Source organism: Exiguobacterium sibiricum 7-3 (genome assembly GCF_000620865.1).
Lineage (GTDB): Bacteria > Bacillota > Bacilli > Exiguobacteriales > Exiguobacteriaceae > Exiguobacterium_A > Exiguobacterium_A sibiricum_A.
This window is the reverse complement of the sequence record NZ_KK211190.1, coordinates 830,514-849,484: the sequence shown is the minus strand read 5'-3', so window position 1 is coordinate 849,484 and position 18,971 is coordinate 830,514. Positions and strand designations below refer to the sequence as shown.

18 protein-coding genes are annotated in these 18,971 nt (G+C 46.0%); 4 read left to right on the top strand and 14 right to left on the bottom strand.

Annotated elements, in window-relative coordinates:
• Positions 1–180 precede the first annotated feature (180 nt).
• From P402_RS0105240 to dnaE, 7 genes are all read right to left on the bottom strand, one after another.
• Complete coding sequence (locus tag P402_RS0105240; protein ID WP_200868731.1) at positions 181–657, bottom strand: DUF441 domain-containing protein; 477 nt, start codon at positions 655–657, stop codon at positions 181–183.
• A 51-nt stretch (positions 658–708) separates the two neighbouring features.
• Positions 709–2,457, bottom strand: a complete 1,749-nt coding sequence (gene pyk, locus P402_RS0105235) for a pyruvate kinase (protein ID WP_026827741.1) — start codon at positions 2,455–2,457, stop codon at positions 709–711.
• 84 nt (positions 2,458–2,541) lie between these two features.
• On the bottom strand, positions 2,542–3,504 hold the full coding sequence (pfkA, locus tag P402_RS0105230) for a 6-phosphofructokinase (protein ID WP_026827740.1): 963 nt from the start codon (positions 3,502–3,504) through the stop codon (positions 2,542–2,544).
• 153 nt (positions 3,505–3,657) lie between these two features.
• A complete protein-coding gene (locus P402_RS0105225) occupies positions 3,658–4,593 on the bottom strand; it encodes an acetyl-CoA carboxylase carboxyltransferase subunit alpha (protein ID WP_026827739.1) in 936 nt (311 codons plus the stop codon).
• On the bottom strand, positions 4,580–5,440 hold the full coding sequence (gene accD, locus P402_RS0105220; RefSeq protein WP_026827738.1) for an acetyl-CoA carboxylase, carboxyltransferase subunit beta: 861 nt from the start codon (positions 5,438–5,440) through the stop codon (positions 4,580–4,582). The genes P402_RS0105225 and accD overlap by 14 nt, the downstream gene beginning before the upstream one ends.
• Positions 5,441–5,461: 21 nt before the next feature.
• Positions 5,462–6,007 (bottom strand): FadR/GntR family transcriptional regulator, encoded by a 546-nt coding sequence (locus tag P402_RS16260; RefSeq protein ID WP_235188824.1) that lies wholly within the window; start codon positions 6,005–6,007, stop codon positions 5,462–5,464.
• Positions 6,008–6,081: 74 nt separating this feature from the next.
• Positions 6,082–9,249, bottom strand: coding sequence for a DNA polymerase III subunit alpha (gene dnaE / locus P402_RS0105210; RefSeq protein WP_026827737.1), 3,168 nt, complete (start codon positions 9,247–9,249; stop codon positions 6,082–6,084).
• Between the two features lie 153 nt (positions 9,250–9,402).
• Between dnaE and P402_RS0105205 the strand changes: the two genes are divergently transcribed.
• On the top strand, positions 9,403–9,597 hold the full coding sequence (locus P402_RS0105205) for a hypothetical protein (RefSeq protein ID WP_026827736.1): 195 nt from the start codon (positions 9,403–9,405) through the stop codon (positions 9,595–9,597).
• 61 nt (positions 9,598–9,658) lie between these two features.
• On the opposite strand, the gene P402_RS0105200 is transcribed toward P402_RS0105205, so the two are convergent.
• On the bottom strand, positions 9,659–10,594 hold the full coding sequence (locus tag P402_RS0105200; RefSeq protein ID WP_026827735.1) for a DHH family phosphoesterase: 936 nt from the start codon (positions 10,592–10,594) through the stop codon (positions 9,659–9,661).
• Positions 10,595–10,660: 66 nt separating this feature from the next.
• Here P402_RS0105200 and P402_RS0105195 point away from each other — a divergent pair, with 66 nt between their 5' ends.
• Positions 10,661–10,978: a YtpI family protein gene (locus P402_RS0105195; protein WP_026827734.1), complete on the top strand. Its 318-nt coding sequence runs from the start codon at positions 10,661–10,663 to the stop codon at positions 10,976–10,978.
• 41 nt (positions 10,979–11,019) lie between these two features.
• Here the strand turns inward: P402_RS0105195 and P402_RS0105190 are convergent, their stop codons facing one another.
• Positions 11,020–12,330, bottom strand: a complete 1,311-nt coding sequence (locus P402_RS0105190) for a DRTGG domain-containing protein (protein ID WP_026827733.1) — start codon at positions 12,328–12,330, stop codon at positions 11,020–11,022.
• Positions 12,331–12,486: 156 nt separating this feature from the next.
• On the opposite strand from P402_RS0105190, the gene P402_RS0105185 reads away from it, so the two are divergent.
• On the top strand, positions 12,487–13,599 hold the full coding sequence (locus P402_RS0105185; RefSeq protein ID WP_026827732.1) for a M24 family metallopeptidase: 1,113 nt from the start codon (positions 12,487–12,489) through the stop codon (positions 13,597–13,599).
• A gap of 105 nt (positions 13,600–13,704) precedes the next feature.
• Here P402_RS0105185 and P402_RS0105180 read toward each other — a convergent pair whose 3' ends face one another.
• The gene (locus P402_RS0105180) at positions 13,705–14,430 is read right to left on the bottom strand and encodes an SDR family oxidoreductase (protein WP_026827731.1); all 726 of its coding nucleotides are present in this window, start codon (positions 14,428–14,430) and stop codon (positions 13,705–13,707) included.
• A gap of 152 nt (positions 14,431–14,582) precedes the next feature.
• On the opposite strand from P402_RS0105180, the gene P402_RS0105175 reads away from it, so the two are divergent.
• Positions 14,583–15,020 (top strand): universal stress protein, encoded by a 438-nt coding sequence (locus P402_RS0105175; protein WP_026827730.1) that lies wholly within the window; start codon positions 14,583–14,585, stop codon positions 15,018–15,020.
• A gap of 93 nt (positions 15,021–15,113) precedes the next feature.
• Here the strand turns inward: P402_RS0105175 and P402_RS0105170 are convergent, their stop codons facing one another.
• From P402_RS0105170 to tpx, 4 genes are all read right to left on the bottom strand, one after another.
• Positions 15,114–15,719, bottom strand: a complete 606-nt coding sequence (locus P402_RS0105170; RefSeq protein ID WP_235188823.1) for a 3D domain-containing protein — start codon at positions 15,717–15,719, stop codon at positions 15,114–15,116.
• Between the two features lie 340 nt (positions 15,720–16,059).
• A complete protein-coding gene (locus P402_RS0105165; RefSeq protein WP_026827728.1) occupies positions 16,060–17,271 on the bottom strand; it encodes an acetate kinase in 1,212 nt (403 codons plus the stop codon).
• A 119-nt stretch (positions 17,272–17,390) separates the two neighbouring features.
• On the bottom strand, positions 17,391–18,299 hold the full coding sequence (locus P402_RS0105160; RefSeq protein WP_026827727.1) for a class I SAM-dependent methyltransferase: 909 nt from the start codon (positions 18,297–18,299) through the stop codon (positions 17,391–17,393).
• Positions 18,300–18,402: 103 nt separating this feature from the next.
• Positions 18,403–18,909: a thiol peroxidase gene (gene tpx, locus P402_RS0105155; RefSeq protein ID WP_152538843.1), complete on the bottom strand. Its 507-nt coding sequence runs from the start codon at positions 18,907–18,909 to the stop codon at positions 18,403–18,405.
• Between the last annotated feature and the right edge of the window lie 62 nt (positions 18,910–18,971).

Genomic DNA, 18,971 nt, shown 5'->3' with positions numbered 1-18,971 from the left:
CGCTTTCATTTCCGTATTGAAAAAAAGACGTCTACGCAAGAGTCGTTCCCCACGCCGAACCGTTTGCTCTTGAATAGACCATCTTGTTTCTGTCCTTAGTATAAACAAAATTAACCAAAAAGTGAACGAACTTGCATACTATTATCAAAAAATTAATTCACTTCACTATCGTTACATCACTTAACCACTGATTGCTTTGACGATGATATCCCACATTCCAATGACAAGAGCTGCGATTCCTGCTCCGATCAACGGACCAACCGGTACACCTCGAAACAGTCCGACGGCCAATATCGTTCCAGCAAGCAGTGCAGTCGTGACGAGCGGATCTTCTTTCATCAGACCAACGCCGTGGGCTGCAATGATTGCAACAAAAATTCCTGCTAAAAATGAAATGATACCGATATGTCCCCGTACACTATTCAGCAGCTCTCTAAATCCGATGTCTCCCGTTGCAATTGGTACTAGGATCGCCGCCGTGATCAACGTGACTCCCCATGTGATGCCTTTCGCCTGTAAGGACGGGAACAGGCGACCGTCGAGACCAATCGCTTTGATGATGAGCAAAAAAGCAGCTGCAATGATCAACGATTTATTTTGAGCGATGACACCAATCAACACGAGACCAATCAAAAAAAGATAGGCTTCCATGTGCAAACCCCCGATTTGAAAAAACGGATATGGCTTTTGCCATATCCGTTTCATTGATTATGCGTTGTACAATTTACCTGTTAAAGGATCGATTGAAATACGTTGACCATCTGTGAAGATTGTCATGGCATTTTCAACACCGACGATAACCGGTTTACCGAGTGAAGGACCAACGATTCCAGCATGGCTTGTCAATCCGCCGTCTACTGTGACCATTGCTGCAGCCATCTCGATTGCAGGCATCATGTCACGATCCGTTGAGTTCGTGATAAGAATCATACCTGGTTTTGCTTTTGCGTTTGCTTCTTCAGCTGTATGCGCGATGACGACTTCGCCAACGACACCACGTTCACCGATTCCGCGACCGTTTGTGATCTCTTTACCGACGATGTGGATTTTTAACATGTTTGTTGTACCTGCTGTAAGAGCCGGGATACCTGCAGAGATGACGACGAGGTCACCGTCTGTAACAAATCCTGCTTCTTTTGCTGTATCAGCAGCAAGTGTCAACATATCATCCGTGTTGTCTGACAAATGGTCGACAACAATCGGGTAAACACCCCAAACGATATTGAGTTGACGTGCAACACGCGCGCTCGGTGTGACGGCAACGATGTTTGACTCTGGACGGTATTTTGAAATCCGGGCAGCTGTGTAACCAGACTGAGTCGGTGTCAAGATTGCTTTAGCGTCCAAGTTGATGGCTGTATGCGTAACGGCTTGAGCGATTGCATCCGTCACAGTGTGCTCACTGCGTGTTTGACGATCTTTCAGGAGCATCTTGTAGTCGAGCATTTTTTCTGTCCGTTTTGCGATCGTGTGCATCATTTGAACAGATTCAATCGGGTAATCCCCGGCTGCTGTTTCACCTGAAAGCATGATCGCATCTGTTCCATCAAGAATCGCGTTCGCGACGTCTGATGCTTCTGCACGTGTCGGACGTGGGAAACGTTGCATCGAGTCAAGCATTTGCGTTGCTGTGATGACCGGTTTACCGTAATCATTACAAATTTTGATGAGATCTTTTTGTGTTGGTGTAACTTCTTCCGTCGGAATCTCGATTCCAAGATCACCACGTGCAACCATCAGACCGTCTGAAATCGCGATGATTTCTTCGATGTTATCGACACCTTCTTGGTTTTCAATTTTCGGGAAGATTTTAATGTGGCTTGCATTGTGTTTTTCGAGCAATTGACGAATGGCAACGACATCAGATGCACGACGAACGAATGAAGCAGCGATCAAATCGATGTCGCTACGAATTCCGAACTCGATGTCTGCGATATCTTTGTCTGTCAAAGCAGGTAAGTTAACTTTTACGTTTGGTAAGTTAACACCTTTTTTCGTTTTGATGATTCCTTCGTTTTCGATATCACAAAGGAGTTCACGGTTTTCGAGTTTTTCTGCGACACGAAGTCCGATTAACCCATCATCTAACATGATCATCGAACCGACTTCGACATCATCATATAAACCATCATATGTCACAGAGAACTTGTCTGCTGTTCCGACGATTTCGTTTGCGTCACCGCTGACGACGATGACTTGTTTGCCGCGTACGAGAAGGGCTTTGCCTTCTTCAAATGTATGCGTGCGGATTTCAGGACCTTTTGTATCTAAAAGGATTGTGACTAATTTGTTTGCTTCTTCCGCTGCACGGCGGATGTCCGTGATCCGGGCACCGTGTTCTTCATAGTCACCGTGTGAGAAGTTAAGACGAGCAACGTTCATACCCGCTTCAATCATTTCTGGAAGACGTTTTTCTGACGCCGGTCCAATCGTACATACAATTTTAGTTCTGCGCATATTCCATAAACCTCCTACAATGTTTGGCTGTTCAATCACAATGCCAATAAAACCTATTCTACTCCGACTGATAATCGGTCTATCTTAGATTGATAGTTGTTTTGACAACTCTAAGATTTCAAGATCCAGTTCGTGTTTGTTTTCGTCCAACGCCTCATCGATATCAAGATCAATCATCTTGCCACCACGTACACCAACGACACGTCCTTGCTTACCTTCAAGCAAGATGTCGATTGCATAGGCACCCATTCGACTTGCCAATACACGGTCAGCAGCTGTCGGCGCACCACCACGTTGAACATGACCTAATACTGTGACACGTGTATCAAGTCCGGTCTCTTTGGCAATCTCGTCTCCAACATCCTGCGCACGTCCGGCACCTTCTGCCACGATGACGATCGAGTGTTTTTTACCACGATTGACACCGCTTTGAATCCGGTTTAGGACTTCTTTTAAATCTTCTGGTCGTTCAGGGACCAAGATTGATTCCGCTCCGCCAGCTAATCCAGCATAGAGAGCGATATCCCCTGCGTCGCGTCCCATGACTTCGATGACATACGTCCGCTCATGCGACGACGCTGTATCACGAATCTTATCAATCGCTTCCAGTGCCGTGTTGAGTGCTGTATCGAAACCAATCGTGTAATCCGTACCTGGAATATCGTTATCAATCGTTCCCGGGAGACCGATTGTCGGGAAACCAAGTCCCGTCAATTTTTGAGCACCACGATAAGACCCGTCACCACCAACGACAACGAGTGCATCAATTTCGAATTTCTTCAGATTGACGACAGCTTTCGCACGTCCTTCTTCTGTCCGGAACTCTGGGCAACGTGCAGAACGAAGGAATGTTCCGCCTCGTTGAATGATGTCACCGACTGAACCTAGGTTCAATTGGACGAGATCTCCGTTAATCAGACCTTGATATCCGTTATAGACGCCAAATACTTCCAGTCCATGAAAAATCGCCTTACGTGTTACAGCACGCACTGCAGCGTTCATGCCTGGTGCGTCGCCTCCACTTGTTAAAACAGCAATCCGTTTCAAACTCACGTTAATCACCTCTCCATTAATCTTAGTCTAAAATAGCACGTAGTTTTGTTGTTTTACAACAGGGCAGACTGCATAAACTTTCTACAGCAGTTTGTTCATCCCATCACGAAATAAGGAATGCCAATCATGATAGCGATTACATGCAGGTTATGTGCCAATTTGGTGATATTTTTCTGTGCGCTTCTCGATTAACTGTTCTGGTGTCAAACGGGTCAGTTGGGCAAGTTTTTGTTCTAGAACAGATTTTACTTTATCGGCCTGTAATGAAACATCTAAATGCGCTCCACCGATGACTTCAGAGATGATGCCATCCGCGATTCCGAGTCGAAGTAAATCCGGCGCCGTAATTTTCATCGATTCTGCCGCTTTTTCAGCAAGACTGGCATCTTTCCAAAGAAGAGCAGCTGCACCTTCAGGTGAAATGACGGAATACGTGGAGTTCTCTAACATCAGCAGCTGATCACAGACACCGATTCCAAGTGCTCCACCCGATCCGCCTTCACCGATGACGATTGAAATAATCGGCACAGGCATTCCAGCCATTTCAAAGAGATTCTTCGCGATGGCTTCGCTTTGCCCTCGTTCTTCCGCTGCCCGGCCAGGATACGCGCCTTTCGTATCAATAAACGTGATGATCGGACGATTAAACTTCACCGCTTGTTGCATCAAGCGTAACGCTTTTCGATAGCCTTCAGGATGGGGCATACCAAAATTCCGGCGAATATTTTCCTTCGTATCTTTTCCTCGCTGATGACCAATGATTGTCACGGCTTGACCACTCAGCATCGCAATCCCTCCAACGATCGCCGCATCATCATATCCGTGCCGATCACCATGTAGTTCAATGAAATCGTCACAGATCAGACGAACATAATCGAGTGTCGTCGGACGTTCCGGATGCCGTGCCAGTTGCACACGGTTCCACGCTTTCATATTCCCGTAAATATCGAGTTCTAATCGACGTAGCCGTTCTTCCAATAAATTCAGTTCTTCTTTAAAATCAAGCCCTTGCGTCTCTGCCATGTCGTGCAGTTCTAATATTTTTTCGCGCAATGCGATTACTGGTTGATCAAATGGTTGCATGATTGGTTCCCTCCGAGTGCATCATCAGAATACGTGTGTAGTAGGTTTTCAAGTCGTGTCGCGATACGACATCGTCGAGTTGTCCCGCCTGCAGTAAGAACTCTGACGTTTGGAAGTCTTCCGGTAATTTTTCACGAATCGTCTGTTCAATGATCCGACGGCCGGCAAAGCCAATCAAGGCACCGGGTTCTGCGATATTAAAATCACCCAACATGGCAAAACTTGCCGATACTCCGCCTGTCGTCGGATGCGTCATACAGGAAACATACAATAGCCCTGCATCCGAATGTTGTTTCAGGAATAAGCTCGATTTCGCCATCTGCATCAGGCTGACCATTCCTTCTTGCATCCGTGCTCCACCTGAAGCCGAAAAGATTGTCACGGGCAACCGTTCTTTTGTTGCGTAACGGATGGCTTCTGCAATCGCAGCTCCGACTGCCGCCCCCATTGAGCCCATCCGAAAACGTGCATCCATGACACAGGCTACAAGCGGATATCCATTCACTTGACCCACACCACAAACAATCGCTTCTTCAAGCCCTGTCCGTACTTGATCTCCTTTCAGCTTTTCCGGATAATCCTGAAAATCGAGTGGATCTGCCTTCACTGCTGGTAAATCAAAATACGTAATCGTTCCAGCGTCAAACAATTGTTCAAATCGTTCGGTAGCTGTCAGTGGATGATGGTAACCACAGGCACAGACTTTTAAGTTCGCTTCGAGTTGTTTCGTATATTGGATCAGTTTGCACTTCGGACATTTAGTCATTAAACCAACCGGTACATCGACCCGTTGTTCTTTTGATGTCAAAGTGACAAATTTTTTAGGTTTTCGAAAAAATGCTTGCACGTTAGTTCCCCCTTGTGGTTCCTACGAGCGTTTTAGAAAAGCTTCCCGTTCCGCTCGCGTATAGAGCTCCCCTTGACCAAAACTTTGATAGAAGGCATTCACTTGCCGCCAAATCCGCTCAAACAAATCGTTATCGATTGTAGCGATCAGCGTTTCACGAAAGACCGCGTCGGAATCGACGTGAGCTTCTAGAATGGACACGTCTGCGAGTTGAACAAATGCTGCCTGTTCAAGCAAACGAAGTGTTCCTGCCAAATCTTCAAACTTTGAATCGCCGGTCACTAAAAATTGTGCGATGATCTGAATATAGGTATGGTCATCACGGTTTAAAAGAAAACTACCTCCCCCGTGCCTCGTCTCGATGATTCCGAGGTAGGCTAACGTCCGAAGTGCTTCGCGGACGGACGGACGGCTAATCGACAGTCGTTCTGCCAATTCACGTTCTGATGGAATTCGATCTCCCGGCACAAAACCATCCTGTTCGATCATCGTTTTGATTGCTGAAATATTCATTTCAAAAGCATTCCGCTTTTTCTCCATTGGTACAGCACCACCTTCCTGACGCATGCGTCATTTCCTTATTCCGGCGGTCATTGGTCAGACCAATTACCCCTTATTATAACAAATCTTATTACCTACTACTAGTTCGAACGAGGGACATTTTTCAGGATGATATTCGCTTCCCCGAATCGGATTCGGAGCTGCGCCATCAATTCCTCTTCCTGTTGAACGGCATATATTCCAGGCAATGATTTGGTCTCATTCGTATCAGCATAACGAACGACGACCGGAATATCGCCGGGGACGGTTTCGAGCATCCGTTCAAGAACAGCGAGATCATTTTTAGACGATAGTTTGACGAATAACACATCCTGCCCTAAAGGACGTAACCGTTCTAGGACGAATTGACGATTGCCTTCGCGTTCTTGTACCTTCACTTCAATCAACAAGACGTTTCCGATATACAACGAACGTTTAAACGCTGCATACTGTTGCGGAAAAACGACGACTTCTTCCGTCGAATATCCATCAACGGCATGCATGACCGCCATCGTCTGGGCACGTTTTGTTTTAAATTCACGGATTTGCTCAATGTAACAGACCAGATAATTGGTTTGATTTCCTTCAAGGGAAACCGTTTGGAAATGCGTCGTCTCAACCGGCGGCTTCATTGCGGTCATCAACGGAGAATAGGTCAACCAAAACCCGAGCGACTCGCGCTCAAGGCGTGCCCAGTCCGTCGCTGTCCGGTTCGTTTGTGCCGTTGTCTTTCTTCGTCCGAGGCTTGCGAGTTCATCCGGAAGAAGTGTATTCGACGCCATCGTAAAGTAATCAAGGACTTCCTGTTCCGCCTGCCCCCGGTCTCCATGAGTCGCACGATCGAGCGCTCCGCTGTATAACAAAAGTTCAATCTTCGTTCGTTCTTTTTTCCCCCACCCGACCGCTGACAACAATTGTGTGATTGTCTGCGAGGTTTTGGCCGCTTCCCGTAACGTCTGAAAGTCTTTTTCCGTGATTCCCCGAAGTGTTTGAATCCCAAGCCGGATTCCTTTACCTTCTAATGCCGAACGGTAATCCGACATCCAAATATCAGGCGGCAGTACCGGAAGGCGTTTTTCCCGCATGACACGCACGAGACGTTCCGGTTGATCGATCGATACCAATGAAAAGATTTGTGGATAATGGGCCTTCATGTATCCGAGGGCATAACTGATTTTCGTATACGCCACGGCGTGACTACGGTTAAACCCATATCCGGCAAACCGTTCGATTTGATCGTACAACGTTTCGGCGACCGTTAAATCAAAATCATTTTGTACCGCACCTTCGATAAAACGCTGTTTTTCCGCTTCTACAGACTGACTACTTTTTTTCGAGATTGCCCGTCGTAACAGATCAGCCTGTGCTAATGTAAATCCGGCGACCCGGCGTGTAATCTCCATGATTTGTTCCTGATAGACGATGACGCCGTACGTCGCTGCTAAAATCTCTTCTAAAATCGGATGTACCATTTGATAGGGTTGACCGGCTTTTCGTTTCGCATAGAGATCAATGAATTTCATCGGTCCCGGACGGAATAGTGACATCGTCGCGACTAAATCCTCGAACCGGCTTGGCTTGACCTCCCGTAACGTCTGCTTCATCCCGGCCGATTCAAATTGGAAAATTTGATCCGTCTCCCCTTTCGCGAATAATCGTAACGTCGCTTTGTCCTCGTCCGGTATCCGTTCCACCGAGAAATCGGGGGACGTATGCTGAATCAATTGTTCCATCTGACGCAGCCGTGTTAAATTCCGTAACCCTAATAAGTCAATCTTCAGCAATCCTTGTTGTTCGATTGCCTTCATTAAATATTGTGTGACGAATCGTCCACTTGCGTTCAAATCAACCGGTGTCGTCTCGATTAATTCATCTGACCCAATGATGACACCAGCGGCATGAATCGAACGTTGTCTTGGTAATCCTTCAATTGCTTGCGCAAGTTGCAGTAGTTGGCGTCGTTTTTCACTGCCCGAGAACCAACGGTAGATCGATGCCTGTTGTTCAAGGCCTTGTAACGTCGTCACCTTTCCCAACTGTTTTGCTGCCGCGTCCGTTTCATCTTTAGAAAACTCTAATACCCGTGCGACATCGCGTAATGCGGCTTTCGCTCCAAGAGTCGATAACGTTCCGATCTGACCGACATGTTGTTTTCCGTACCGCTCGACCAGGTACTCAAGCACTTCTTCCCTCCGCTCATCTTCGATATCAATATCGATATCCGGCATCGAAATCCGCTCTGGATTCAGGAAACGTTCAAATAACAAACCGTACTTCAGAGGATCAACGGTCGTAATCCCGAGGGCATAACTGACGAGCGATCCTGCGGCCGATCCACGTCCGGGTCCTACACGGATTCCTTTCACCTTCGCATGGCGTACTAAGTCTTCGACAATCAAAAAGTAGTCAGCAAATCCTGTCTTTTCAATGACTTCAAGCTCATACTTCAACCGTTTTGTCGCTTCTTCCCCGGTGTGACCATGTGCCAGTAAGCCATCATGCGCCAAACGGTTCAGCACGTGATTCGAATCATTCGTCACTTGCGGGAGAGGACGCGATTGAAAAGGCAACGTCAATGTCTCCTGCGATTCTGCCCATTGTTTCAGCAATCGTAGTTCCCGATCAGTAAACTGTTCGTGTAACTCTTCCATTAGTTTAAAGTGAGCCAACCGATTGATTTTTTGTTCAGCGAACGTCGACCCTTCGTCAATCGCACGTAAAGCTTGAAATGCTTCTACCTCTTCACGAAAGAGGTAACGAACGGGATCAATCGGAATCGTTTCGATCCCAAGGGCATTCGCCGCTTGACGGTACTGTTCCCTGCTGTCGCGTTCAACGGTCGAACGGACCGCCTTGACGCCGAGAAAAATCGTCGCTTTGTGCGCTGACCCCATCCACTGGGCGACGAGACGCCGTAAGCGTGCTTCATCTTCCGGAGCTTGTCGTTTCGGTTCCAGGACGGCGATCAGTTCCGCGTAGTCGTCCACAGGCATCTCACTAGCAAGTCGGTAGAGTGCTTTTAGTCCATGACTCGTCTTCGCATACCACAGAATCGTGAGTTCATCCGGTTCTATGACTTGTTCGAATCCGACAATCGGAGTCAATTCCCGTTGCGCACAACCTGCCATAAACGCCGGAACTCCTGTCAAAGATGTCTCACAGATGGCTGCAGCTGAAAAGCCGCGTCGTTTGACCTCATCCAGATAACGATCCATCCGAATCGTACTTTGCAACGGACTGTATGCTGTACGGACATTTAGTTGGATCATTCTTTTTCCTCCATCCTCATTTGGTTATATTTCGTTATAAATGAAACGTTTTCAGAAGTTTCATATCTATGCGCTTCTCAGTCTCGCCATCCCCATCATTTTTCGCTACAATAAAAAGAGAACATCATGACTTGAACGGAAGGAGAGTTTGCCATGATTTTAAACCGTAGCCAGATTGCCCGCGAAAAAGTAGAACAACTGAAATTAGGGGTAACCGCATTTACCGAGACTGAAGAAATCGCTGAAAAAATCCGTAAGTCCGTTAAAGAACTTGAATTAAACGTCATTGAAGATCACACAGAACGGGGAATTTGGTTCATCCCCCAAGAAGAGGCTTCCACTCATTGATGCTAAAAAAAGCTGTTCGCCATGTATCCGAAACAGGATGATGGCGAGCAGCCTTTTTCTATTAGAACGTAAAGGCTTCTGCCACTTCATTCAAACGGGAGACGACCGTATCCACTTCCGTCAAATCTTTGATCGTCGCACCCGATGCCATCGGATGTCCGCCACCATTAAATTCTTTGGCTACCTCATTAATGACTGGTCCTTTCGAACGCAGACGGACACGAACTTCCTTGTCTGTTTCAAGGAACAATGCCCATGCTTTTAAGCCTTTCAGACCTGCAAAGCTGTTGACGAGAAGGGACGCTTGTTCAACGGTCGCATCGAATGTCGCCAATGTATCCTGTGTCAACACGACATACCCGACACCCGCTTTCGTCAACTGGATATGTTGCAACACATAACCTTGTAACTGTAAAGCGACCAGTTCCGTCTGGTACATGTTTCGATAGAGCCAATCCGTATCAATTCCCGTATCGAGCAGTTGCGCTGCGACGGAAAACGTCCGGCTTGTCGTGCCTCTGAATTGAAAACGACCTGTATCTCCGACGATCCCTGCATAAAATTGAATCGCTGCTGCCGCCGGGATTTCATAGCCCCATTCATTTAAGAGATGGACCAACAGCTCCGACGTCGAACTGACGGTTGTATCAACGATTTGAACGTCGGCATAGGGATCTTCGTCCGGATGGTGGTCGATTTTAATCGTTTGCTGACCATTCAACGCTTCCGCTCCATCAATCCGTCCTTGATTAGCTGTATCCAGGACGATGACGAGTGCCTGCTTATACTCCGCTGCTTCCACAGAATCAAGCGCCCCCATGAATGCAAGTGAGCTTGCCATCTCGCCGACCGCTTTCACTGTTTTTTCGGGAAATCGATTTTGTAAAACCAACTGTAATCCAAACTGACTGCCTAGCGCGTCAGGGTCCGGGCGTTCATGCCGATGAATGATGATTGTCGATGCTTGTTCAATCAATTGTCTGATTTGTTCTTTCACAGTGCACAGCTCCTCTAAATATTGATATGATACAAACAGATATAGAAAGAAAAGGAGGTCATCCATATGCAGTTTGTACTCATTCTGTTAATCGTCTTGTCGCTTGGTGGATATTTACTTGCAAAACGACGTGCGTTTCATACGAAAAGCACGAACCGAAAATTTTTATTCAATACACAAGCGAGCATCTGGCTCAGCCTGTTCGTCATCTTGTTTGCCGTTAACCAATTCGTCTCCGGCGAAGGCCTGACATCGACAACCGGGAAAGTTGTTTGTTCAATCCTCATCGTCATCGGTGTCGCTTCGTTCATCGCTGGTTTCATCCGCTATAAAAAAATCTATCCGTATGTCGTCCGTGAAATGGAACAGACGGAACAGTCCTAAAAAAGACGGTAGCTACCGTCTTTTTTTATGCCCAGTCCATGTTATCGATCAATCAGTTGTGACGTCACGAGTGCTTTTGCCACGATTTGTGTGCCTTGATACATCTCGACATCCACTTTTCCGAACTTCCGCCCGACATCAAACACATTGGCTCGAATCGTAATCGTACTCTCAATTTGAACGGGTTTGATGAAATAAATGCTGACATTTTCGATGACGAGGTCACCCTTTTTCATGTGGCGCAACATCCGTGTCGCTCCTTCGACGAGCAAGGTCGTCAAGACACCACTTGAAGCCGTCCCCATGAAATTCGTCATCTGTGGTGAGACTTCCAGCGAAAGGTAAGGTCCTCTCGCATCTTCCGCCGCCTTGATTTGTCCCGTTATCAAGTCATCAAACGTTTCCCCGACTTGTGGTTGACGGTTTGCCAGTTGCAGGGCTTTTAATACATCTTGTCGGCTGATGATGCCCAGTAATCGACCGTATTGGTCAATGACCGGTAACATCTCAATCCCTTCCCACACCATCTGATGCGCGGAATTCGTCACACTTGTACGGATACCGACCGTGATCGGATGACGCGTCATGACTTTTTCAACCGGCCAATCGTGTGGACGGTCAATGATATCCTTCGCCGTCACGACACCGACGACCTTCATCTGTTCATCGATGACCGGGTAACGATTGTGTTTCGTCTGCTCATTGAGTTCATGCCATCTGGCAATCGGATCATTCGTTTGTAAATAAAACGTATCATGTAATGGAATTAAAATATCGGAGACAAGTAAAATTTCTTTTTTGATCAGTCGGTCATAGATGGCCCGGTTGATCATCGTCGCGACAGTGAATGTGTCGTAAGACGTTGAAATGATCGGCAGCTCCATTTCGTCCGCCAATCGTTTTGCGTCTTCCGTCGTATCAAAACCACCGGTAATCAGAACTGCTGCTCCTGCATCCAAGACCAGTTCATGTGCTTTTTCCCGGTTTCCGATGATAACAAGACTGTCGACATCGATATAACGCATCATCGCTTCTAACTTCATCGCTCCGATGACGAATTTCGTCAATGTCTTATGAAGTCCGTCACGTCCTCCGAGAACCTGTCCATCCACGATGTTGACGACTTCCGCAAACGTCAGTTTTTCAATATTTTCTTTTTGTTTCTTTTTAATACGAATCGTCCCCACACGTTCGATTGTTGAGACGAACCCTAAATTTTCCGCTTCTTTAATGGCACGATATGCCGTACCTTCGGATACCGTTAAGTCCTTTGCGATTTGCCGGACGGATATTTTGGCGCCCACATCGAGATCCTCAATGTGCCGGATGATCTGTTCATGTTTTGTAGGCATGCTGTATCCCTTCTTTTTCCTATATTCTACTCTTCTGTCATTATACTGTACTACTCCAATGAATGAAAAGTGTACTAGTCCCGATTTGCGAGAAATGTTTTCCAATTCCAACGATGGTATACTGAATCATGAAACGAACAGAGAGGTGGAAACGATATGTTAGAACGGACAAATCAGATTAGTCGTGTATTACAAGAATCAGGAATCGATGTTGCATTGATTACGTCAAAAGCGAGTGTATTTTATTTTTCAGGTGTCTATGCGGAACCGCATGAACGTGTGATGGCTGTCATCGTAGACGCTAACGGAAAACGTGCCCTCTTCTGCCCTGCGCTCGAAGCCAACATCGTCGCTGCAAGTCCATGGGACGGCGAAGTCATTACGTATGCGGACCATGAACATCCATTTGATAAAATCAGTGAAGCGCTTCAAACGTTTTCGATCTCCAATAACCGAATCGGGATTGAAGGCGAACATATGACTTTCAGCCGGTTCAAAGAGCTAGAAGCCCGTCAAGAAAATGCGGCAATTCTTGATATCGGTCAACCCTTGCAAGCACTACGCCTGAAAAAAGACGCTCAAGAGATTACGATTCTCCGCGAAGCAGCAACCTTAGCTGACGAAGCAATCGAAATCGGTAAACAGGCAATTCGTCCTGGTGTCACGGAAATGGAAGTCATTTCAACAATCGAGTTCGAAATGAAAAAGAAAGGCGTCCGTGAGATGTCGTTCGATACATTGGTTTTATTCGGAGCAAACAGTGCAGACCCGCATGGTGTGCCGGGTGACCGAGTCATTCAAGAAGGCGATTTTGTCCTGTTTGACCTTGGTGTCGTTTGGAAAGGATATTGTTCAGACATTACCCGGACGTTCGTTTATGGCGAAGCCAGTGAAGAACAACAAACCATTTACCAAACGGTTCTTCAAGCACTCGAAGCAGCTACAGAAGCCAGCCAAGTCGGCGTGACTCTTGGTACATTAGATCAAGCTGCCCGGAACGTGATTGAACAAGCCGGTTACGGTGACTATTTCACCCATCGTGTCGGACACGGTCTCGGAATCGATGTCCATGAATTCCCGTCACTCGCATCGAACAACCTGCTGACAGCGGAGTCCGGAATCGTGTATACGCTCGAGCCAGGTATCTATGTTCCAAACATCGGCGGTGTTCGAATTGAAGATGACATTCATTTAACCGAGAGCGGACCGGAAGCACTGACCCGTTATCCGAAGCATCTTCAGTCATTGCCTGTAACAGCAGTACAGTAAACTAAATCAGAATCAAAAAAATGAAAAACAGGGGGACGGAATTTCAATTCCGTCCCCCTGTTATCTATACAACCAAATCCAACTGTTAATTATTCTTCGGAACCATCACGGACGGGATTGATGTACAACGTTGACCCCGCCGGTCACATCAAGAATCGCCCCTGTAATCAGACTGGATTCTTCCGCTACTAAAAACGAAATCGTCCGCGCGATATCTTCTCCGACACCAGTCCGTCCGACCGGTGTCTGTTCATCCGCCGTCGCCTGTTCAATCCGTTTGGACTTATTGTCACCCACAATATTACCCGGATTGACCATGTTTACCGTGATACCGTATTCTGCCTCTTCAAGCGCTACACTTTTTGTCAAACTGACCATGCCGCTTTTCGCCGCCGCGAATGCAGCCCGCTCCACCCAACCAGGTGCAGATGCACTCTCCGGAAAACCGTATGTAATGATACGTCCGTATTGTTGCTTGCGCATGATTGGAAGAATCTTTCGTAATAACCAAAAACTAGCTGTCAGGTTACCGGTCACTACTTCATTCCATTCTTCATCTGAATAGTCGACAAGCGATTTCCGTTCGAAGATATACGGTCCCGCATTCAAAATCAACGCGTCGATCCGACCGTGGGCAGTCATCGACTGCTCAACTGCCTCCATCAGCTGATTTTGCTCTGTCACGTCCGCTTTAATCAAATGGAGACGTTCATGAAAAAACGTCGGTTCTGAACGGTGAAGAGCCGTTACGTGCCAACCTTCCTCGAGCAAACGACGGGTCACCATCTCACCGAGTCCTTTTGTTCCTGCTGTAATTAATGCGTGCCTCATCTTGGCATCGCCTCCTTTCATCTCTTTCCATCTTACGGGTTCCGCTGGCGAAGAACAATTTTAAAATCTCCTTAAATGTTCCTCACCTTCTATTTAAGGGAATGGTACAATAAGGGTGTAAAATCAGATGAATACGAAGGGATGGATATAAGATGGCAATCGTATATCATAACATTTTAGTAGCAGTCGACGGATCAAAAGAGGCAGAGCGTGCTTTTGAAACAGCGATTGACGTCTCACTTCGAAATAATGCCAAACTCGTCATTGCTCATGTCATCGATACACGGACTTTTGCAACTGTCGAAGCCTACGATCGGACGATTACCGAACGCGCCGAATCATATGCGAAAGAACTGCTCGATGATTACGTCAAGACAGCTCAGGAGCGTGGTGTCAAGGATGTTGAAGTCGCTATTGAATACGGTTCCCCGAAAGTAACCATCGCCAAAAAACTTGCACCCAACCATAATGTTGATTTGATTATCTGTGGTGCAACCGGTTTAAATGCTGTCGAACGTTTCTTTATCGGTAGTGTCTCCGAAAGTATTACACGTTATGCAAAATGTGATGTCTTGATTGTCCGTCTTTAATTGAACTCATTTCTGCACTGCTTCTTTCAAGAGGCAGTGCTTTTTTAGACAAAAAAAAATCAATCGCACCGATGTACGATTGATTGAAATGACTTATTTGAATTTAACAGTGACGTTACGACGACCCCAGTTAAATGCTTCGGCACGTGAGTAGTAGAGAATATCCATCTTCTTACCTTTGATGGCACCGCCTGTATCTGCTGCTGTATACGTCCCTTTTAATTTTCCTTTGTAATACACTTTAACCGTTGAACGAAGCGGAATCACACGTGGATCAACTGCTACGACTTTCTTTTTAGAACTCTTGATGTTCCAACCGATTGCCGTTAAGTTACCGCTACCTGGATCGTACGGTGTATATGCTGTTGCACTTACATTTGTGATCGTTTTCCAACCACCTGTTGATTGTTTTTTCGATCCGCTTGATGTGACGACTTTAGAATAACGGGCACTGAGGTAAGCCGTTTTTCCTTTGTAACTGACTTTATACCAGTTTCCTGTTTTTGCTTTGTACGGTAGTGTTTGATTCTTATATAGAAGACCGAGTTTCTTAGACGCTGTTGTGGCTTTTTGGCGAACAATAAGACTATCGACCGACGACTTGACATTTTTTTTAGTTGCAGCTTCCGCTTGAAGACCTGCAAACGAACTGAGTGCTAACAAGACTGCTAAAACACTAGCGATTATTCGTTTCATCATCATGTAATCTCTCCTCCATAATTGTCCCTGTTTTGTAACTTACATTAATATACATGACAAAATGGAGCTGTGCCGTTACATATAGACCACAAAAAGATGACGCGATTGTTACTTTTATATTACAAAAGACTCATTTTTATCGGTTTCAAACCGTTTTTACGACAATAATCGGTTTAACTTTCGTTTTTACGTTTTTTATATGACAAACCTTGTAACAAACGTTTTTATTACGAGAAATAAACTCATCTGTTTTCACTCCGTTGAGATGATTTTCTTCAAACAAAAAACGTCTGAACACAACTTTCGTTGTGATCCAGACGTTTGATAAAAAAGATTCCCATTACGCGTTTTGTTCAACCAATCCACCGATACGAACCGTATCACGGGCAATCATCAATTCTTCATTCGTCGGAATGATGATGACTTTGACCGGTGAATGCGGATAGTTGATGAACAATTCTTCTCCGCGTGCGCCGTTATTGAGTGAAGGATCCCAATAAACGCCCATGAACTCAAGACCGCGTAAGACACGCTCACGAATCGAATCCGAGTTTTCACCGACACCTGCTGTGAAGATGATGGCATCAACACCGTTCATCTCCGCTGCATACTGACCAATGTAGCCATGAATCCGGTTAGCGAAAATTCGGAGTGCCATCTCTGAACGGTGGTTTCCTTCTGTCGCTGCAGATTCAACATCACGTAAATCACTTGAAAGACCAGAGAGACCGTAGATTCCTGATTCTTTATTCATGACATTCAGGACATCTTCTGCTGTTTTTCCTGTCTTCTCCATTAAGAAGGGAATCAAAGCCGGATCAAGCGAACCAGACCGTGTACCCATTGTAATTCCTTCGAGTGGCGTGAAGCCCATCGTCGTATCAAGTGATTCTCCACCTGCAACAGCTGCGATTGACGCTCCACTGCCGAGGTGACATGAAATCAGACGTAAGTCTTGTAACGGACGACCTAACAATTCAGAAGCACGTTCTGTTACATATTTATGGCTTGTCCCGTGGAAACCGTATTTCCGAATTCCGTACTCTGTGTAGTATTCGTACGGAAGACTGTAAAGGAAGTTTTCTTCCGGCATCGTTTGGTGGAAAGCCGTATCAAAAACAGCGACTTGCGGGACTTCTGGTAAAATCGCCTGGAACGCACGAATTCCGATCAAGTTTGGCGGAATGTGTAACGGACCGAGCTCCGTGTATGATTCGATGTCTTGCATGACTTCTTCTGTAATGACAACCGAGTCCGCATATTTTTCTTTACCGTGTAACACACGATGTCCGACACCTTTGATCTCGTCATATGATGAGATGATGCCGAATTCCATGAGTTTCTCAAGTGATAATTCAACTGCTTCTTTATGTGTCGCAAGTGGAAGAACATCTGTGAACTTCTGTCCTTCGCCATATTTAATCGTAAAGATCGCATCGTCTTTTCCGACGCGTTCTACTAAACCAACTGCAATCATCGTTTCATTCGGCATCTCAAGTAATTGGAACTTCAGTGACGAACTACCGGCGTTTACTGCCATAATCTTTGCCATGATTTTTTCCCCTTTTCCATTCAAATCGATCGACATTCACATCTGTATGAGTCTTGCTCTTTTTCTGTTCTACACTAGAATAGTCAAATTAACGATAGATTTCAATCACTTTGCGTATTTCATTTTAATTCTGTGTTAATCCATTCATCAATCTGTTTCACCATTCCGCCGAAGGCACGGGCATCGGTAAACGATGGCAACTCGGCTAGCAATGCTTGTTTTGGCATCGTCATACCCGCCAGGTGGTTCCGGACAATCAAATAACTTTTAGCTGCTTGTTCCTGCTTAAACATCGTCAACGGTAACTGGAGGATTCCGACGACATGGGCTTTCGTTTCGAAATATTGTTTAAGTTTGCCTTCTGTATCATGTTGAAATAATCCGTTTGGAATGACGAACACACCAAACCCACCCGGTTTAACATAGTTCATCGCTTGTTCAATCAACAAGAAGTGGCTGTAACTCATCCCTTCATCCCGTTTTAAAACGTAGGTTTTCGAGACTTCTTCGTCCGGATAATAGCCAATCGGCAAGTCCGCCATCGCTAAATCGACCGGATCCAGCAAGAGAGGACGCAAGGCATCCTGATGCGTGTAGTTGATCGGATAATCCATTAATTCCGAAACGGACGCCGATAGTCGAATTAACGTTTCATCGACCTCAACTGCTTCGGCAACTGTATCTTTTGGAAGTTGACTGAGGACAGCATGTAACATACCACCTGTTCCACTGCCAAGATCCAGCAGACGGACATCCTCCTTCTTGATTAATTTCCCGATTAAATAACCCGCAAACAATGCAACGCTGTCCGGTGTCGGCAAGTGATTTGGCTGTGCTTGTTTCATTCCTTCAAGGATTGCGAGTGAAACGGCTTTCCGGACGGTTTCCGGTTCTACGTTTTCCGTATGCCGTTCATTCAAACGATCGATGACTTCCGTCAGACCTTCCAGGTACGGCATGTCTAAATCGTGTTCTAATTTACGTGTTTGATGTGTCAATTCTTTATATAATTTTTCTAACGATTCCATGTGTCTTCCATCCTTTCAAAACGAAACGGCCCCCGCACTTCTTGGGAGCCGTTTTTTCTCATTACCTTCATTGTAGCGGTTTTACACCGTTTGTAAACTATTCTTACTTCGTCGCTTTTGCTCCTTTAGCAGCAGCAAGCGCTGAATCAAAGTCAACTTCGTTCGTTGACTCTTCTAAATATTCCGCGTAGACGACTTTATTCGCTGCATCGATGACGAATACTGAACGAGCCAGTAAACGAAGTTCTTCGATTGCGACTCCGTACTGTGTTCCGAATGAAAGATCACGGTGATCTGACAGCGTCACGACGTTGTCAAGTCCACTCGCCGCACACCAGCGACGTTGTGCAAACGGTAAGTCGTTTGAAATCGTCAAGACCGTCACATCTTCAATCGCCGCTGCCTCTTCGTTGAATTTACGTGTTTGGGCATCACAGACACCTGTATCGATTGACGGGACGACGCTGATGATCCGGACCCCTTCATACGTATCGCGTGTCACCGGTGAAAGATCGTTTGCTAATACTTCAAAATCCGGTGCCTCTTGTCCGATTTCAACAGGTGTTCCGATTAACGTGATTGCGTTCCCTTTAAATGTTGCCATGTAAATTCCCCATTTCCCAATAGATTCATATGTCGTTTTCCATTCTACTATAAAAATGCTACCGCGAT

Bases quoted from the DNA above. Each gene is read 5' to 3' on its own strand.
- pyk (WP_026827741.1), bottom strand. From the start codon at position 2,457: ATGCGCAGAACTAAAATTGTATGTACGATTGGACCGGCGTCAGAAAAA.
- P402_RS0105225 (WP_026827739.1), bottom strand. From the start codon at position 4,593: ATGCAACCATTTGATCAACCAGTAATCGCATTGCGCGAAAAAATATTA.
- P402_RS16260 (WP_235188824.1), bottom strand. From the start codon at position 6,007: ATGCGTCAGGAAGGTGGTGCTGTACCAATGGAGAAAAAGCGGAATGCT.
- dnaE (WP_026827737.1), bottom strand. From the start codon at position 9,249: ATGATCCAACTAAATGTCCGTACAGCATACAGTCCGTTGCAAAGTACG.
- P402_RS0105205 (WP_026827736.1), top strand. From the start codon at position 9,403: ATGATTTTAAACCGTAGCCAGATTGCCCGCGAAAAAGTAGAACAACTG.
- P402_RS0105195 (WP_026827734.1), top strand. From the start codon at position 10,661: ATGCAGTTTGTACTCATTCTGTTAATCGTCTTGTCGCTTGGTGGATAT.
- P402_RS0105190 (WP_026827733.1), bottom strand. From the start codon at position 12,330: ATGCCTACAAAACATGAACAGATCATCCGGCACATTGAGGATCTCGAT.
- P402_RS0105185 (WP_026827732.1), top strand. From the start codon at position 12,487: ATGTTAGAACGGACAAATCAGATTAGTCGTGTATTACAAGAATCAGGA.
- P402_RS0105180 (WP_026827731.1), bottom strand. From the start codon at position 14,430: ATGAGGCACGCATTAATTACAGCAGGAACAAAAGGACTCGGTGAGATG.
- P402_RS0105175 (WP_026827730.1), top strand. From the start codon at position 14,583: ATGGCAATCGTATATCATAACATTTTAGTAGCAGTCGACGGATCAAAA.
- P402_RS0105170 (WP_235188823.1), bottom strand. From the start codon at position 15,719: ATGATGAAACGAATAATCGCTAGTGTTTTAGCAGTCTTGTTAGCACTC.
- P402_RS0105165 (WP_026827728.1), bottom strand. From the start codon at position 17,271: ATGGCAAAGATTATGGCAGTAAACGCCGGTAGTTCGTCACTGAAGTTC.
- P402_RS0105160 (WP_026827727.1), bottom strand. From the start codon at position 18,299: ATGGAATCGTTAGAAAAATTATATAAAGAATTGACACATCAAACACGT.